Origin of the sequence: uncultured Oscillibacter sp., assembly GCF_910579365.1 — a bacterium.
In the GTDB taxonomy this organism is placed as follows: domain Bacteria; phylum Bacillota; class Clostridia; order Oscillospirales; family Oscillospiraceae; genus Oscillibacter.
The window spans coordinates 1-16,940 of sequence record NZ_CAJTUX010000058.1; the positions used below are offsets into that span (position 1 = coordinate 1).

A 16,940-nucleotide genomic window follows, 5' to 3' on the forward strand; every position below is an offset into this window, starting at 1 on the left:
GCGGCGGGTCCCGTCCGGTCCGGTCAGGACGCACCAGTCCTGGGAGAGACGCCTGCATTCACGGACTCCATGGCGGGGCGTCACAGGCCTCTCCTCCATGCCGCTTGCCAACGTGCGAAGCATGTCATGTGTCGCTTGGCCCTGGATTGGGCGGTTAAAAACAGGCTGATTTAGATATTCGTAATGATTCAGGTATTGCTGGTTATGGTAGAGGGGTGAGGATATCTGATGCAGAAAGGCAGAGAAAAACTGACTCAATAGAAAAGATTGTACATATAACATTTAAAACCATTTTTTGTTTATTAGCACTTTCAATAAATAGTGACTTATGATAAACTGGAGACTCCAAAGAGATGGACAGACGCACAGGTCCATCCCTGTGTGACCTATTTTAAAGGAGGGACTTGGAGGATGAGGAGGCTGGCGGGGATTTTCGCGCTGTTGGCGCTGCTGGCGGCCTGCGGGCAGATGGAGCTGACAAAGCCCCCGTCGGAGGAACGGGAGGTCCCGGTGGAAGCGGAGGCCCCCACTGAGGTGCCGGAGAGCGGGACTCTCCAGTCCGCCGTTCTGGAGGGGGAGGCCCTGTCTCCGGACGGGCGCTTCTTGGCCCGAATCGAGGGGAGCGGCGAGGACTTCTGCGATATGGGCTTTCCTCCGGCGGAACGGCTGGAGATTACCGACGCGAAAACCGGGGAGGTCCTCTGGACTGGGAGCGGGTCTTACCGGCAGTCTATTCTCTGGTCCCCGGAGAGCGGCTTTGCCGCCGTGGCCCAGACGTCGGCAAAACATTGCTTCATCAGCGTCATCGGGACGGAGAGCTGGACCGCATGGGTTGTTACCCTGCCGGACGGTTCGGGCATCCAGACATCCACCGTTCTCCCGGAGTATGAGCCCTGGTGCGTGTGGCGGTCGGAGGGGCGCCTGGATCTGTCGCTGGGCTGGAACTGGAAACCCACCCCGCAGCAATTTTACCAATGTGTCGTCTGGGAGAGTGGAGGCGGCTTCATGACCGGGGAGTCGCGGGAACGGACATATGAGTACCTGGGGCGCTACGACTTCAATCATGACGGGGAGTTGGAGCGGGTGGAGCTGGAAACGGTCTGGGTTCCTGGTAAAACGGGAACGGGGCGGGACTATTCCATCCTCCGGGTTCTGGATGGGCAAGCGGTTTTATGGGAGGATTACGCCGCGGTTCAGCACGCCGGGGAAAACAGCCTCTGGGCCCTCCGGCTGGACGGGGAGTTCTACCTGCTCCAGTATATCCCAGGCATGGGGCAGGGATACGGCTCCTACCAATACCGGATTTTCTCCCTGGACGCCATGGGGGAGCCGGTAATCTGCCGGGAGAACCATGTGGAGTTTGACATCAATTTTGGAAGCCCCATGCACGAGAGCTTTGACATCCCGGAGATCGCCGCCTTTTTGCGGGAGGTCCATGGGTATCTGGACGGCGCTCGGGAGCTGGTAAACACAACGTGGGGCGAGATTGACCTGGGAAATGTGGACTACAGCGATACCGCCGCCCTGGAAGAGGCGCTGAAAGACTTTCAAGCGGAACGGACGGAACCGGCGGGGTAAGGGAAGCGCCGCCCGGTAATTCCGGACGGCGCTGTTTTTTATCTATTGCTATATCGCAAGTCCGTACTGGACCAGAATGGCCTTGATGCGCGCCAGATTCTCCGGACCGGGTGGACACAGGGGAGACCGAAGTTCCCCCACTCTCCAGCCAAGCAGCCCGAGGGCGGTCTTCACCGGGATGGGGTTTACGTCGCAGAACATGGCGTCGCAGAAGTCCTTCAATCGGACCTGCAATTTCCCGGCGGCGGCGAAATCGTTCTGGAGGCACAGCTGGGTCAGCCGGTGCATCTCCGCCGGAAGAATATTCGCCGCGACGGAAATGACCCCTTTGCCCCCCAGAGCGCAGATGGGAACGGTCTCGTCGTCGTTGCCGGACCAGATATAGAAGTCCTCGGGACAGAGGGCCAGCGTCCGCTGGATGTTCCCCAGGTTTCCCGACGCTTCCTTGACCCCGACAATATTGGGAATTTTCGCCAGAGCGGCGTAGGTTTCCGGGGTGATGGAGACCCCGGTGCGGGAGGGGACGCTGTAGAGAAGAATGGGCAGGGAGACCGAGGAGGCGACGGCCTGAAAGTGGCGAAGCAGCCCCGCCTGGCTAGCCTTGTTGTAGTAGGGCGTCACCACCAGCAGACCGCCGGCTCCGCAGCGCTCCGCCTCCCGGGAGAGGGTCACGGCGTTTTCCGTGGAGTTGGACCCGGACCCGGCAATCACCGGGACCCGGCCTCCCACATGGCGGACGCAGAACTCGATGGTCTCCGCCCGCTCCCGGTAGGTCATGGTGCTGGCCTCGCCGGTAGTGCCGCAGACCACGATCGCGTCTGTCCCGTTTTCCAGCTGGAAGTCCAGCAGATTCCCCAGAGCGTCCAGGTCCACGCCGGACTCCTTGAAGGGTGTGACAATTGCCACGGCAGAGCCTGTGAAAATGGGTTGCCTCAAAGACGTCAGCTCCTTTTCCTGATCTGAAATTAATATGAAAAGAGGCGGCCCGCCTGTGCGGAAAACCGCCTCTTTCGTAAAGTGTGGTTACTTTGCCTCAATGTAGCCCTTGGCGCACAGCAGCTCGGCAAGCAGCACCGCGCCGCCTGCGGCGCCCCGGAGGGTGTTGTGGCTGAGGCCGACGAACTTGTAATCGTACTGCGTATCCTCCCGCAGGCGGCCCAGGGAAACGGCCATGCCGTTCTCCAGATTCCGGTCCAGCCGGGTCTGGGGGCGGTCCGGTTCCTCGAAGTAGTGGAGGAACTGCTTGGGCGCGGAGGGGAGGTCCAGCTCCTGGGCGGGGCCCCGGAAGGCGGCCCAGTCGGCTTTGATCTGGTCGATGGAGGGCTTTTTGCCCTCCTGGAATTTCACGAACACCGCCGCCATGTGGCCGTCCTGGCAGGCCACCCGGAAGCACTGGGCGGTGACGGCGGGGCCGGCGGCCTTGACGATTTTCCCGTCTTGCAGGCTGCCCCAGAGCTTCAGGGGTTCCTGCTCGCTTTTCTCCTCCTCGCCGCCGATGTAAGGAATGCAGTTGTCCACCATCTCCGGCCAGCGCGCAAAGGTCTTGCCCGCGCCGGAAATGGCCTGATACGTACACACCAGGGCCCGGTCCACACCGTATTTCAGCAGAGGATGAAGAGCGGGGACATAGCTCTGGAGGGAGCAGTTGGACTTAACGGCGATGAAGCCCCGTTTGGTGCCCAGACGCCTGCGCTGGGCCTCGATGACCGCAAGGTGCTCCGCGTTGATCTCGGGCACCACCATGGGCACGTCGTCCGTCCAGCGGTGGGCGGAGTTGTTGGAGACAATGGGGCACTCCAGTTTGGCGTACTTCTCCTCCAGGGCCCGGATGTCCTCCTTTTTCATATCCACGGCGCAGAAACAGAAATCCACCATGGACGCCAGAGTTTCCGCCTCCGCCTCCGCGTCCAGGATCACCAGCCCCTTGGCCTCCTCCGGCATGGGGGCGTCCATGGCCCAGCGGGGACCCGCCGCCTCCTCATAGGTTTTCCCGGCGCTTCGGGCGCTGGCGGCCACCGCCGTCAGCTGAAACCAGGGATGATTCTCCAAAAGAGTGACAAAACGCTGCCCGACCATGCCCGTGCAGCCGATGACGCCGACCTTGTACTGTTTCATCATATGCTCCTCCTGCCGCGTTGTTGCGAAATCCTGAAAAGATTTCCTGGTTGAATAAAACGCGCCTTTGTATTATAATATTCACATGTGGCAACAATTGTGCCTGATGCGCGGACAAATGTCTGCTGTACGTATAGTATCATGATTTCTATGGTACGTCAAGACGGGGATCGTTGGGAGGTTCCATGAAAAAACGGCTGTTGATGTTGTGGATTGTTGTGACTTTTTTCGCGCTTTTCGCCCTTCCGGTCTCGGCGGTTGAGAACGGCACGGTGAAGGTGGGCCTGCGCTACGGTTCCTCCGCCTTGTTCTCCGCCAATCTGGAGAATGCGGTGGGCTCAGGCTATGAGTTCGGCTATTTTGACGAGGGGCGCTCCTTTGTCTCTCTGGGCTGGACGGAGGAGACCGCCATCTCCATGACCGCCTCCGGATCAGTCTATATGGACGGAAGCGGCGTGTATTCTCCCACCGTACCCGCCGGGGGCTACCGGAGCCTGGGCGGCTGGCACATCCAGATCGGCGGGTTCCGCTCCTATGAGGAGGCGCTGAACCGGGCCCGGTCCGAGGGCGGCTGGCCCGCCTGGGTGGATTGGGAGTATGTGGTCCGGGTGGGCCGCTTTGACTCCCAGGGCGAGGCGGAGGCGGAAGCTGGCCGCTATGGCGGTCAGGCGGTCCGGTCCTCCTCCACTGGCGTGATGGTGACCCGGACGAGGACGGAGAACATCCTTTTTGAGTTCGATTGCAGCGGTGTGCTGGCGCTGGGCGTCCGGCCCTCGGGCCGGGAGACCTCCACCTGGTTCAAGGGCTATAAGTACGGCGGCGGTTTTGAGTATCCCCGCGTCACCGGAGGAAACCTGAACGTGGTGAATGTGGTGGACCTGGAGGAATACGTGAAGGGCGTCATCCCCTATGAGATGGGCGGAGCCTGGCCCCTGGCCGCGCTGGAGGCGCAGGCAATCTGCGCCCGCACCTTCGTTCAGGGGCACAATAAGCACTTGAGCTCCAACGGCTTCGACGTCTGCGGGGGCGTGGACTGTCAGGTCTACAACGGCCACGGCAGCGGCGGGGCCGGTCCCTCCGAGACCAGCGATCAAGCGGTGGAGAACACGGCTGGAGAGTGCATTTACTACAACGGCGTGCTGGTGCAGGACGCGGTTTATCACGCCTCCAACGGCGGCGCCACCGAAGACGGCAGCAATGTCTGGGGCACGGACACCGGATATCTGAAAGGAAAAATAGACCCGTATGAGGCCCGGACCACCGTTCCGAACAACACCTACTCCGTCACGTATACGGCGGCGGAGCTGAGCTGGATTCTGGACCAGAAGGGCTATTCCGTGGGCACGGTGCGGGACGCTTACGTCTCGGAGTACACGCCGCTGGGAAATGTGAACAAGGTGACGTTTGTGGGAACCGGCGGCACGAAAACGGTCAGCGGCGAGACTTGCCGGACCATCTTTTACAGCAGCACCTATCAGAAATCCGTCAGCAGCATGCGCTTTTCCATCAACGGAAAAGGGCCGGCGGCCGGCCTGAACGTCAACGGCACGGCGCAGCTCTCCGCGCTGGACGGGGCGTTTGCCATCTCCGGAGGCGGGGAGGTCCGCGCGCTGCAGGGAAATACCGCTTCGGCGATTTCCTCCTCCGGCACCGGCACCGTGACCGGCGGCGCCAGCCAGCCTTCCGGCGGGGGCGGCGGCGACGGAAATTTCGTCATCGCCGGCACGGGAAACGGCCACAATGTGGGCATGAGCCAGTATGGGGCCAAGGCCATGGCGGAGTTGGGATACAGCTGCCGGGAGATTTTGAATTTCTATTACACGGACATCACCATTGGTTGAGGATACGACATGAAAACAAGTGATTTTTACTATGACCTGCCGGCGGAGCTCATCGCGCAGACGCCCATTGAAAAGCGGGATGGCTCCCGTCTCATGACGCTGAACCGGGCGACGGGGGAGACCGGACACCGGCGGTTTTACGATCTGCCGGAGCTGCTGAATCCGGGGGACTGCCTGATTCTGAACGATTCCCGCGTTCTGCCCGCCCGGCTTCTGGGGCAGAGGTTTCCGGGAGGCGGGGCCTGCGAGGTGCTGCTTCTCACCGATCGGGGGGAAAACGTGTGGGAATGCCTGGTCCGGCCGGGGCGGAAGCTGCGCTCCGGGACGCGGATGACCTTTGGAGATGGGACCCTCGCCGCCCAGGTGGTGGGGGAGGAGGCGGACGGCAACCGTCTGGTTCGGTTTGAGTACCAGGGGATTTTCCTGGAGGTGTTGGAGCGCCTTGGGAAGATGCCTCTGCCGCCGTACATCAAGGAGGAGCTTCAGGATCGGGAGCGCTATCAGACGGTGTATTCCAAGGTGCCGGGCAGCGCCGCCGCGCCTACGGCGGGGTTGCACTTCACGCCGGAGCTTCTGAAAAAGCTGGCGGACAAGGGCGTGGGGCTGGGCTATGTGACACTCCATGTGGGACTGGGAACTTTCCGCCCGGTGAAAGAGGAAACGGTCGAGGCGCACGGCATGCACCGGGAGTTTTGTACCATCCCCCCTGAGACGGCGGAGCTCATCAACCGCACAAAGGCCGGCGGCGGCCGCTGCGTCTGCGTGGGAACCACTTCCTGCCGGACGCTGGAGAGCTGGGCGGAGGAGGACGGAAATATGGAACCCAGGTCCGGCTGGACCAATATCTACATCTACCCCGGCTATCGGTTTAAGGTGATGGACGGGCTGGTGACGAACTTCCATCTTCCCGAGAGCACGCTGATTATGCTGGTGTCCGCCTTCGCCGGACGGGAGGCGACGCTTGCCGCCTATCGGGAGGCGGTGGAGGAGCGCTACCGCTTCTTCTCTTTTGGCGACGCCATGTTTATCCTATGAGGAGGGCGCCTATGACGTTGACCAGCCTGCCCAATATTGGGCCCAAGCTGGCGGAAAATCTGCGCCGGGCGGGAATCGAGACACCGGAAGACCTTCGGAAGGCTGGGGCGCAGGAGGCGTTCCTCCGGATTCGCGCCCAGGTAGACCCCGCGGCTTGTTTCCATCAGCTCACCGCCCTGGCCGGGGCGGAGCTGTGCATCCCGAAAAAGGACCTTCCGCCGGAGCGGAAGGCGGAGCTGCGGGCCTTTTTTGACAGCCTGTAATCAAAATCGATAGGAGAGACCGATGTTTAACCTTGTCAAGACCGAGGGCCGCGCCCGGCGCGGCCAGTTTTCCTGTGCGCATGGGGGCGTGGTGCAGACCCCGGTGTTTATGAATGTGGGCACCCAGGCCGCCATTAAGGGCGGCGTGGACGCGTTTGACCTTCGAGAGGTCAACTGCCAGATCGAGCTGAGCAATACGTATCACCTTCATCTCCGCCCTGGCGACGAGCTCATCCGCCGGATGGGGGGGCTCCATTCGTTTATGAATTGGGACGGCCCGATTCTGACGGATTCCGGCGGCTTTCAGGTCTTCTCCCTGGCGCCCCTCCGGCGCATCAAGGAGGAGGGAGTCTATTTTTCGTCCCACATCGACGGGCGGAAAATCTTCATGGGCCCGGAGGAGTCCATGCGCATCCAGTCCAACCTGGGCAGCGATGTCGCCATGGCCTTTGATGAGTGTGTGGAGAATCCGGCGGCGTACGACTACGCCAAGGCCAGCTGTGAGCGTACGCTCCGATGGCTGGAGCGCTGCAAGCGGGAGCACGACCGGCTGAACGCCCTGCCGGGGACCGTCAATCCCAAGCAGCTTCTCTTCGGCATCAACCAGGGGGCAACTTTTGCGGACCTCCGCGTCTGGCACATGGAGGAGATTGCCAAACTGGACTGCGACGGCTACGCCATCGGCGGTCTGGCGGTGGGAGAGCCCACCCAGGTCATGTATGACATTATCGACGCGGTGGAGCCCTACATGCCCAAGGACAAGCCCCGGTATCTCATGGGCGTGGGCACGCCCAGTAATATCATCGAAGGCGTGGCCCGGGGCGTGGACTTCTTTGACTGCGTCATGCCCTCGAGAAACGGGCGGCATGGGAAGCTCTTCACCTGGGAAGGGACGGTCAACATTCTCAACGCCAAGTACGCCGCGGATGAACGGCCCATCAGCGAGCGCTGCGGCTGTCCCGTCTGCCGGCGGTTTTCCAGGGCCTATCTCCGGCATCTCTTTAAGGCGGAGGAGACGCTTGCCCTCCGGCTGGCGGTGCTGCATAATCTGTATTTCTACAACGAGCTTACCGCCAAAATCCGTCAGGCCCTGGATGAGGACCGCTTTGCGGAATTCCGAGCGGAGTACAGCGAGAAGCTGGCGGAACGGGTCTGAGACAGAAGCCCGCGTTTTGCTTTGGAACTTTTGATTGCAGGGAACAGGAGAGCGCCTTCGTTGCAAAAAAACTCCCGGACCGAAGTCCGGGAGTTTTTCTCGTTCACTTTAGACCGCTCTGGTAACCTTGCCGGAGCGCATGCACCGGGTGCAGACATACACGTGACGGGGAGAACCATCCACGATCGCCTTGACACGTTTCACGTTGGGCTTCCAGGGACGGTTGGAACGCCGGTGAGAGTGAGAGACCTGAATGCCAAAGGTCACGCCTTTGCCGCAATACTCGCACTTAGCCATCCATTGCACCTCCCCGCTGTTGCATACTGTGTGCGTATTTTCATAAGCACAGGTGTTATAATAACAGAATCTATCGAAAAATGCAAGAAGAATTTTCAAAAAACCCGAGTTTTTTTTAAGGCATTTCCCGTCCATCTTCTGCGCCGAAGGTGTTGCGGAATCGGAAGACTTCATATATAATGAAGACGGACGCGTTCTGGACGCGAAAACGAAGGATTCGCCCGGCGGGAATGCCCCTCCCGGGAAAAGGAGAAACGCCATGCGTGAAAACGGTTTGAAGGTGAAAGATTTTGTTTCCCTCTTTAATCTGGAGGTATTGAATCAGGGCAGTGATTTTGATACCGCCCTCTTGACCGTGCCGGATTTGAACCGGCCCGGTCTCCAGTTCCACAGCTTTTATGACTACTTTGATCCCTGCCGCCTCCAGGTTATCGGCAAGGCGGAGGTCACGTACCTTCGGGGTCTTACAGAGGCGCAGCGCCGCAAGTGTTTTGACGACCTGTTCCTTTACGACATCCCCGCGCTGGTGATCGCACGGAGCCTGGACTGCTTCCCGGAGTGCATTGAAAGCGCCGTCGAGCACCAGAAGACTCTGCTTCGGACCAACGAGGTGACGGTGGCCTTCACCAGCCGCACCATTGAATACCTGAACCGGGTGCTGGCCCCCTGTATCACCCGCCACGGCGTGCTGCTGGATATTTACGGCGAGGGCGTCATGATTACCGGCGATTCCGGCGTGGGCAAGAGCGAGGCCGCCATCGAACTCATCATGCGGGGGCACCGCCTGGTGGCCGACGACGCGGTGGAGCTTCGCCGGGTCTCCGGGCGGCTGATGGGCACCGCGCCGGAAATGATCCGGAATTACATCGAGCTGCGGGGCATCGGCGTTATCAACGTGCAGCAGCTCTTCGGCGTTCGGGCCATCAAGAACGAGGCCCAGCTGGACATGGTGGTGAATTTTGAGCCCTGGGACAGCACGAAATTCTATGATCGGCTGGGCATTGAGGATCATTTCATCGACATTCTGGATATCCAGGTGCCCACCGTTGTCATCCCGGTGCGGCCCGGCCGGAATCTGGCCAGTATTGTGGAGGTGGCGGCCATGAATAATCGTCACCGGAAGCTGGGCTACAACGCGGCACAGGAGCTGGCGCAGAAGGTGGACGCCCGGGCGGATGGAAAAATGTGAGGAGGCAAACCATGTATATTGGAATTGACGTAGGCGGCACGAATCTGAAGGCCGGTCTTGTGGACGGAGAGGGCAACATCCTGAAGGTGGAGCGGGTTCCCCTGGACTTTCATGGCCCGGAGGCCTTTGCCAAAACCCTGGCGGAGCTGTCTAAAAAGGTGATGCAGGAGAGCGTCCGGTGGGCGGGCATTGGCCTGCCCGGCGCGGTGGACGGCGGCGATGTGCTGTTCACCACCAATATCCCCATGGAGAATGTCCCGCTGGAGCGCCTGTTCCGGCAGCATCTGGACCTGCCGCTGCTGCTGGGTAACGACGCGGACTGCGCCGCCGTGGGCGAGTTTTTCCGGGGCGCGGGGAAGGGCACCCAGGACTTTGCCGTGGTGACGCTGGGCACCGGCGTGGGCGCGGGACTGATTTTGAACGGAAGGCTTCGGGGAGGCGTGACCTCCAGCGAGGCGGGACATATGGTGGTCTGCCAGGGCGGCGAGCCCTGCAACTGCGGCCGCCTGGGCTGCTGGGAGCGGTATGCCTCCGCCACGGGCCTGATTCAGCAGACCAGGCGGGCCATGGAGGCGCACCCGGAGAGCCTGCTGCATGAGATCGCCGCCTCCGGAAACGGCGTGGAGGGCCGCACAGCTTTCCAGGCGGCGGAGGCGGGGGACGAGACCGCGCTGGCCGTCTGCCGGGAATACGTAAATTATCTGGCCGGAGGACTGGTCAGTCTCATCAACATCCTGCGCCCAGAAGTTGTGGCCATCGGCGGCGGCGTGGCGGCGGCGCCCGTTCATCTGTTGATGGAGCCGCTGCGGGAGGCCGTGGTGGCGGAGTGCTTCTCCCGGCACGGCGGACGCGCGACCCGCATCCTCCCGGCAGAGCTGGGGAACGACGCGGGCATCATCGGCGCGGCGCTTTTGGGCCGGGTGCTCTGATTGGAATGGGAAGAACAGGGGGACCCTTTATGGATTGGACGGCACAGCTTGACAAACAGCTTGCGGATTATCTGCCGGATGTGACGGTTCTGAAAGAGGAGCCCATGGCAAAGCACACCTCCTTCCGGGTGGGCGGCCCGGCCAGACGGATGGCCTTTCCGGAAAAGGGGGAGCAGCTGGTGCTGCTGCTGTCCATGGCCCGGGACTGCGGGGCGCGGCCCCTGGTGATGGGCAACGGCACAAATCTGCTGGCCCCGGATGCGGGGGTGGACCGGCTGGTGATCGTGACGGACCGCCTTTGCCGCCTGGAAGCGGGAGAGGAGCCGGGCAGCCTTGTGGCGGAGTCCGGCGTTCCCCTGGCCCGGCTGGCGGACTTCGCCTGCAAACAGGGGCTGACGGGTCTGGAATTTGCCCACGGCATCCCCGGAACGGTGGGCGGGGGCGTCTGTATGAACGCCGGAGCCTACGGCGGGGAGCTGAAACAGGTGATCGCCGGCGTGTCGGTGCTGTTCCCGGAGGAGGGCGTGAGGTTCCTCACCGGGGAGGAGCTGGCCTTTGGCTACCGCAAAAGCGTTTTGACAGAGCGGCCGGAGGCGGCGGCGCTGTATGCGGTGTTTCGGCTTTCGCCCGGCGAGCCGGAGGCCATCCGGGAGACCATGCGGGACCTGATCAACCGCCGGAGGGCCAGCCAGCCTCTGGAGTGGCCCAGCGCGGGCAGCACCTTCAAGCGCCCGGAGGGCCATTTTGCCGGAACGCTGATCGACCAGTGCGGCCTGAAAGGGCTGACGGTGGGCGGAGCCCAGGTGTCGGAAAAGCACGCCGGGTTCCTTGTGAACCGGGGCGGAGCTACCTGCGCCGATATCCGGGAGCTGATTGGACAGGTGCAGGCGGCAGTGTGGGAGAAAACCGGCGTCCGGCTGGAGCCGGAGGTTAAATTTGTGGATTAGGACGGTTTCATATGGAAATTTTAATCATCTCCGGCCTGTCCGGCAGCGGGAAGAGCAAGGCGGCCTCCTTTCTGGAAGACAGCGGATTTTATATTGTGGACAACATGCCCGCCGCCATGATTTTAAAATTTGCGGAGTTCTGCGCCGGCGGCGGCGGACGGTATGCCCGGGTGGCACTGGTATACGACGTGCGGACCTCGGAGTCTTTCACGGAGCTGTTCGATGTGCTGGACCAGCTGCGGAGCATGGAAGGCGTCTGCCGGATGCTGTTCCTGGAGGCCTCGCCGGAGACCATCATCAAGCGTTATAAGGAGACGCGCCGCCGGCATCCCCTTCAGAAAGAGACGGACTCTTTGGAGGCGGCGGTGGAACGGGAGCGGGGGCTGCTGGAGCCGGTGAAGGAGCGGGCGGACTTCGTGGTGGACACCACCCGGCTTTCCACCGCCCGCCTGCGGCGGGAGCTTCTGCGCCTTTTTAACGGGGAAACGGAAAAAGGGGGCATGCCGGTGAGCGTTGTTTCCTTCGGCTTTAAATACGGTCTGCCTCTGGAGGCCGACCTGGTGCTGGACGTGCGTTTTATGCCGAACCCCTTTTACATGGAGGAGCTTCGCCACCAGACCGGCTTGGAACAGGCGGTGTCGGATTATGTGTTCGGCTTTCAGCAGACCCACGGTTTCTTGCAGAAGGTGGAGGACCTTCTGCGCTTCACTCTGCCGCTCTATGCGGAGGAGGGGAAAACCGGGCTGGTGATCGCTGTGGGCTGTACCGGAGGGCACCACCGTTCGGTGGCCATTGCCCACGCGCTGGCGGAGTTTATCCGGGAGCAGGGCTATCAGACAACGGAGCATCACCGGGATATCAGCCGGGCGGTTTGACGGGGAAGGGAGAGACACGATGGAATACCGGCCTTATCCCTCGTCCCGTAAACAGGGGCCGCGCATTGCCGTCATTGGCGGCGGCCACGGCCTTTCCAATATGCTGCGGGGATTGAAGGAGTACACGGAAAACCTCTCCGCCATCGTCACCGTGGCGGACGACGGCGGCGGCTCCGGCGCGCTGCGCCAGGATTTGGGTATGCCTCCGCCGGGGGATATACGCAACTGCCTGGCGGCGCTGGCCAACACAGAGCCGCTGATGAACCAGCTGATGGACTACCGCTTTCAGGAGGGCTCCCTTGCGGGGCAGAGCTTCGGCAACCTCTTTCTGGCGGCGCTGAACGGCATTTCCCCCACCTTTGACTCGGCGGTCCGCCGGATGAGCGAGGTACTGGCCATCACCGGCCGGGTTCTGCCTGTGACCACCGCCGACGTGCAGCTGGAGGCGGAATTTGAAAACGGAGCCTCCGTCATAGGGGAATCCAAGATTTTCTACTGCAAGAAGAAGGAAGACTGCCGCATCACCAAGGTGCGGCTGCTGCCGGAGCGGCCCAAGGCTCTGCCGGAGGCCGTGGCCGCCATTTCCGAGGCGGACATGATTGTTTTGGGACCCGGCAGTCTATATACCAGTATCATTCCCAATCTGCTGGTGGACGGGATTGTGGAGGCGATTCAGGCGTCCTCCGCCCTGAAGGTCTATGTCTGCAACGTCATGACCCAGGAGGGGGAGACGGAGGGCTACACCGCCTCGGACCACATCTCCGCCATTTTCCAGCACTCGGCGGACCGCCTGTTCAGCCTGTGCCTGGTGAACTCCTCGCCCATTCCACGGGACGTGGCCGCCCGCTATGCCGAGGAGGGGGCGGAGCTTCTGCGGTATGACGGGGAGCGCTGCTCCAAGCTGGGAATCGAACTGATCAGCCGCCCCATCGCCATGGTGCAGGACGGCTATGTCCGCCATCACCCCAGGAACCTGGCCCAGGAGCTGATTCTGCTCCACGCGGAGAGAAACGTCCGCATTCCCGGCGGCCGGTACCGCAAGGAATGAGCGGAATGAAGAGAGGAGCCGCCGATGTCATTTTCTTTTGACACGAAAAATGAACTGTGCAAGCTGCCGGTCCAGCGGCGCTGCTGCGCCCAGGCGGAGGCTTACGGTATCCTGCTCTACTGCCATACCTTCAACGCCAGGGAGGTCCGGATTATTACGGAGAATCCCAATTTTGCCGCCCGGCTGCCCCGGCTGTTCAGCCGGGCCTTCGACCTCTGCTTCGACCGGCAGCCGGATATTTTCCCCGGCGCGGAGGCGTCTGGCAAGATGGTCTTTCAGATCACCGAACAGGAGAAGCTGGACCACATCATCAATCTTTTGGGCTATGAGCCCCGGCAGAGCCTGGCCCTCCACATCAACTTTGCCATGGTGGAGGAGGAGTGCTGCCGGGCGTCCTTTCTCCGGGGCTGCTTCTTCGCCGGGGGAAGCATTACGGACCCCGCCAAACGCTATCACCTGGAGCTGACCAGTTCTCACCTCCAGGCCAGCCGGGAGCTGGAGGTGCTGCTCCGGGAGAACGGCTACCCCCCAAAAAGCGTGGGCCGGAACAGCAGCTTTGTCACGTACTTCAAGCAGAGCGACCAAATCGAGGACTTCCTGACCCTCATCGGCGCGCCGGTGGCGGCCATGCGGATTATGTCCACCAAACTGGAAAAGGGCATCCGCAACAGTGTAAACCGCCGGCTGAACTGCGACAGCGCCAACTTGGATAAGGCGGTGGAGGCCGCCCAGAGTCAGGGAGCGGCCATTCGAAAACTGGAGGAGACGGGACGGCTCAGAAAGCTGCCGGACAAGCTCCGGGAAACGGCGGCTTTGCGGTTGGAATATCCGGAGCTGAGTTTGTCAGAGTTGGCGGAGATATTTGACCCGCCTGTGACGAAATCCTGCCTGAACCACCGCTTGCGCAAGCTGGTGGAGCTAGCGGAGGAACATTGAGCGAACAGTATTATTATAAATAAAGGAGATGGAACGCCATGAAAAAGCCGAAATGCTTCCTTGCCCACAGAGTTACTCTGCTGCTGCTTGCCGCGGGGATAATTCTGGCACAGCTGATCATCTACTTCCGCCGCCAGGACCCAGGAGCGTTTCGGACAGGTGTGGCATCCCTTCTGATTTTTCCAGTATTGGCAGGGGGACTGATCGCCAGAAGAAATATCGTATGTCCCCATTGCGGTGTACAGCTGTTCCAGGGGCGCTTTGTGCGTTTCCATTTGCCGAAGTGTTGTCCCGGGTGCAAGAAAGAACTGACAAAAGAGCAAGAATAAGGAGAACAAACAATGACTGATGCAATGACCTGGACCCAGCGTTTTCCTCTGAACTTGCAGCCTGCTATGGAGGATGTTGACCGCTTTGCGGACAACCCTCTCTGGCCGGAGTTCCGGCAGTACTTGAAAGACGCCTACGGTGCGGAGCCCCAGATGGAATTCAGTAAGTGCGGCCTGGAGCCGGGGTGGAACCTGAAATTTAAAAAGGGCAGCAAGGCCCTGACTACTGTCTATCTTCGGCCGGGCTATGTGACGGCGATGATCTCCATTGCGCCGAAGGACGAGGCTGCGGCGGAGGGGATTCTTTTCGCTTGTACAGAAGCCACCCGGACGCTGTACCAACGCACAGCGTCCTCGAAAATAGGGCGCTGGCTGATGATGGATTTGACCGCACCGGAGATTTTGGAGGATGCCAAAGCTCTGTTGGCCCTCCGGTCGAAGCCAGCTAATCAATAAGGGGGAGGGGGAGGCGTTATGTCCTTCGCTCATCTGCACGTCCACACGGAATACAGCCTTCTGGACGGCGCGTGCCGCATCCGGGACCTGCCGAAAATCGTGAAGGAGCTGGGTCAGACCGCCTGCGCCATCACGGACCACGGCGTCATGTACGGCGCGGTGGATTTTTACCGGGCCTGCAAGGCGGAGGGAATTAAACCCATCATCGGCTGCGAGGTCTACGTCACGGCGGAGGGCCGGCGCCTCACCGACAAGGTTCATGAGTTCGACTCCGAGAGCCGTCACCTGGTCCTTCTCTGCGAGAATGAAGAGGGCTACCGCAATCTCTCCTACATGGTCTCCATGGCCTGGACGGAGGGCTTTTACATCAAGCCCCGCATCGACCTGGAGCTTCTGCGGGAGCACAGCGGGGGACTGGTGGCCCTCTCCGCGTGCCTGGCGGGGGAGATTCCCCGGCGGCTGCGGAACGGGGAGTATGAGAACGCCAAGCGCTATGCCCTGGAGCTGGCGGACATTTTCGGCCCGGACCATTTTTATTTGGAGCTTCAGGACCACGGTATTCGGGACCAGGCCGTGGTAAACCGGGGCGTTCTCCGCATTCACCAGGAGACTGGGCTGCCGATGGTGTGCACCAACGACGCCCATTACCTCCGCAAGGAGGACGCGGAGGCCCATGATGTGCTCCTCTGTATCCAGACGGGGAAGACGCTGGACGACGAAAACCGCATGCGCTACGAGCCCCGGAATTTCTATCTCCGCAGCGAGGCGGAGATGGCGGAGTTGTTTTGCGATTACGAGGGGGCCATCGAGAACACGGCGAAGGTCGCGGAGCAGTGCAGCATGGACTTCACCTTTGGCAAGTACCACCTGCCGGAATTCCAGCTGCCTCCGGGATACGACAGCTTCTCCTATTTAAAAAAGCTCTGCGATGAGGGCTACCGGGCCCGCTATGGGGAGGATGAGACTCACCGGGAGCAGCTGCGGTATGAGCAGGACATGATTGAGAAGATGGGGTTTACGGACTACTTTCTCATCGTCTCCGACTTCGTCCGCTACGCCCGGAGCGTGGGCATTCCCGTGGGCCCCGGCCGGGGCAGCGCGGCGGGGTCCATGGTCAGCTACTGCCTCTATATCACGGACATTGACCCGGTGAAATACGGGCTGTACTTCGAGCGTTTCCTGAATCCGGAGCGGGTGAGTATGCCGGATATCGACATGGACTTTGGCGACACCCGCCGGGGCGAGGTCATTGAGTACGTCCGCCGGAAATACGGCGAGGACCATGTGGCCCAGATCGTCACCTTTGGCACCATGGCGGCCCGGGGCGTGGTGCGGGATGTGGGGCGGGTGATGAACCTGCCCTATGCCGAGGTGGACCAAATTGCCAAGCAGATTCCGAACCCTCCCGGGTCTCACATCACCCTGGCGGAAGCTCTGCGGCTGACCAAGTCCCTCAGCGACCTCTACGGCAGCGACGAGACGGTGAAGCGTCTCATTGATACCGCCCGGATGCTGGAGGGCATGCCCCGGAACGCCTCCACCCACGCCGCCGGGGTGGTCATCACGAAGCGGCCCGTCTATGAGTACGTCCCCCTGGCGAAAAACGACGACATCGTGGTCTGCCAATACGGCATGGTGACGCTGGAGGAACTTGGGCTTTTGAAGATGGATTTCCTGGCCCTGCGGAACCTGACGGTGCTGGAGGACGCGGTGCAGCTTTTGAAGGAGCGGCAGCCGGATTTCCGTCTGGCGGACATTCCGGAGGAGGACCTCGAGACGTATGATATGCTGGCGGCGGGGAAGACCTCCGGTGTGTTTCAGATGGAATCCACCGGCATGACCGGTGTCTGCGTGGGCCTGAAGCCCCAGAACATTGAGGATATCACCGCCATTATCGCCCTCTACCGTCCCGGCCCCATGGATTCCATCCCGCGCTTCATCGCCTG

At 61.3% G+C, this 16,940-nt stretch carries 17 protein-coding genes; 14 read left to right on the forward strand and 3 right to left on the reverse strand.

Annotated features, from left to right (window positions below; all coding sequences use genetic code 11):
- Positions 1-411: 411 nt before the first annotated feature.
- Positions 412-1,578, forward strand: a complete 1,167-nt coding sequence (locus QZ329_RS11770) for a hypothetical protein (RefSeq protein ID WP_295752839.1) — start codon at positions 412-414, stop codon at positions 1,576-1,578.
- A 48-nt stretch (positions 1,579-1,626) separates the two neighbouring features.
- Here the strand turns inward: QZ329_RS11770 and dapA are convergent, their stop codons facing one another.
- Both dapA and asd read right to left on the reverse strand, forming a co-directional pair.
- Positions 1,627-2,514, reverse strand: coding sequence for a 4-hydroxy-tetrahydrodipicolinate synthase (gene dapA / locus QZ329_RS11775; protein ID WP_295752841.1), 888 nt, complete (start codon positions 2,512-2,514; stop codon positions 1,627-1,629).
- A gap of 87 nt (positions 2,515-2,601) precedes the next feature.
- Positions 2,602-3,693, reverse strand: coding sequence for an aspartate-semialdehyde dehydrogenase (asd, locus tag QZ329_RS11780; protein WP_295752871.1), 1,092 nt, complete (start codon positions 3,691-3,693; stop codon positions 2,602-2,604).
- A gap of 185 nt (positions 3,694-3,878) precedes the next feature.
- On the opposite strand from asd, the gene QZ329_RS11785 reads away from it, so the two are divergent.
- Genes QZ329_RS11785 through tgt form a run of 4 tightly spaced genes read left to right on the forward strand, consistent with a single transcriptional unit; the run spans position 3,879 to position 7,988 of the window.
- The gene (locus QZ329_RS11785; protein ID WP_295752845.1) at positions 3,879-5,534 is read left to right on the forward strand and encodes a SpoIID/LytB domain-containing protein; all 1,656 of its coding nucleotides are present in this window, start codon (positions 3,879-3,881) and stop codon (positions 5,532-5,534) included.
- Between the two features lie 9 nt (positions 5,535-5,543).
- Positions 5,544-6,569: a tRNA preQ1(34) S-adenosylmethionine ribosyltransferase-isomerase QueA gene (queA, locus tag QZ329_RS11790; RefSeq protein WP_295752847.1), complete on the forward strand. Its 1,026-nt coding sequence runs from the start codon at positions 5,544-5,546 to the stop codon at positions 6,567-6,569.
- Positions 6,570-6,580: 11 nt separating this feature from the next.
- Positions 6,581-6,832, forward strand: coding sequence for a TfoX/Sxy family protein (locus QZ329_RS11795; RefSeq protein ID WP_295752849.1), 252 nt, complete (start codon positions 6,581-6,583; stop codon positions 6,830-6,832).
- 22 nt (positions 6,833-6,854) lie between these two features.
- Positions 6,855-7,988 carry a tRNA guanosine(34) transglycosylase Tgt gene (gene tgt / locus QZ329_RS11800; protein WP_295752851.1) on the forward strand — a complete coding sequence of 378 codons (1,134 nt, stop codon included), beginning with the start codon at positions 6,855-6,857 and terminating at the stop codon, positions 7,986-7,988.
- 108 nt (positions 7,989-8,096) lie between these two features.
- Here tgt and rpmB read toward each other — a convergent pair whose 3' ends face one another.
- Positions 8,097-8,285, reverse strand: a complete 189-nt coding sequence (gene rpmB / locus QZ329_RS11805) for a 50S ribosomal protein L28 (protein WP_204789381.1) — start codon at positions 8,283-8,285, stop codon at positions 8,097-8,099.
- A 259-nt stretch (positions 8,286-8,544) separates the two neighbouring features.
- Here rpmB and hprK point away from each other — a divergent pair, with 259 nt between their 5' ends.
- The 9 genes from hprK to dnaE all read left to right on the forward strand — a co-directional run.
- Positions 8,545-9,474, forward strand: coding sequence for an HPr(Ser) kinase/phosphatase (gene hprK / locus QZ329_RS11810; RefSeq protein ID WP_295752853.1), 930 nt, complete (start codon positions 8,545-8,547; stop codon positions 9,472-9,474).
- Positions 9,475-9,485: 11 nt separating this feature from the next.
- Positions 9,486-10,403, forward strand: a complete 918-nt coding sequence (locus QZ329_RS11815) for an ROK family protein (RefSeq protein ID WP_295752856.1) — start codon at positions 9,486-9,488, stop codon at positions 10,401-10,403.
- 29 nt (positions 10,404-10,432) lie between these two features.
- Positions 10,433-11,350 (forward strand): UDP-N-acetylmuramate dehydrogenase, encoded by a 918-nt coding sequence (murB, locus tag QZ329_RS11820; protein WP_295752858.1) that lies wholly within the window; start codon positions 10,433-10,435, stop codon positions 11,348-11,350.
- Positions 11,351-11,361: 11 nt separating this feature from the next.
- The gene (rapZ, locus tag QZ329_RS11825) at positions 11,362-12,225 is read left to right on the forward strand and encodes an RNase adapter RapZ (protein ID WP_295752860.1); all 864 of its coding nucleotides are present in this window, start codon (positions 11,362-11,364) and stop codon (positions 12,223-12,225) included.
- A gap of 19 nt (positions 12,226-12,244) precedes the next feature.
- Positions 12,245-13,273, forward strand: a complete 1,029-nt coding sequence (locus tag QZ329_RS11830) for a gluconeogenesis factor YvcK family protein (RefSeq protein ID WP_295752862.1) — start codon at positions 12,245-12,247, stop codon at positions 13,271-13,273.
- 24 nt (positions 13,274-13,297) lie between these two features.
- Positions 13,298-14,209 carry a DNA-binding protein WhiA gene (whiA, locus tag QZ329_RS11835; protein ID WP_295752864.1) on the forward strand — a complete coding sequence of 304 codons (912 nt, stop codon included), beginning with the start codon at positions 13,298-13,300 and terminating at the stop codon, positions 14,207-14,209.
- A 38-nt stretch (positions 14,210-14,247) separates the two neighbouring features.
- Positions 14,248-14,538, forward strand: a complete 291-nt coding sequence (locus QZ329_RS11840) for a hypothetical protein (protein ID WP_295752866.1) — start codon at positions 14,248-14,250, stop codon at positions 14,536-14,538.
- A 12-nt stretch (positions 14,539-14,550) separates the two neighbouring features.
- A complete protein-coding gene (locus tag QZ329_RS11845; protein ID WP_295752868.1) occupies positions 14,551-14,994 on the forward strand; it encodes a DUF3788 domain-containing protein in 444 nt (147 codons plus the stop codon).
- Between the two features lie 18 nt (positions 14,995-15,012).
- On the forward strand, positions 15,013-16,940 hold a 1,928-nt coding region (dnaE, locus tag QZ329_RS11850; protein WP_295752870.1), incomplete at its 3' end, for a DNA polymerase III subunit alpha.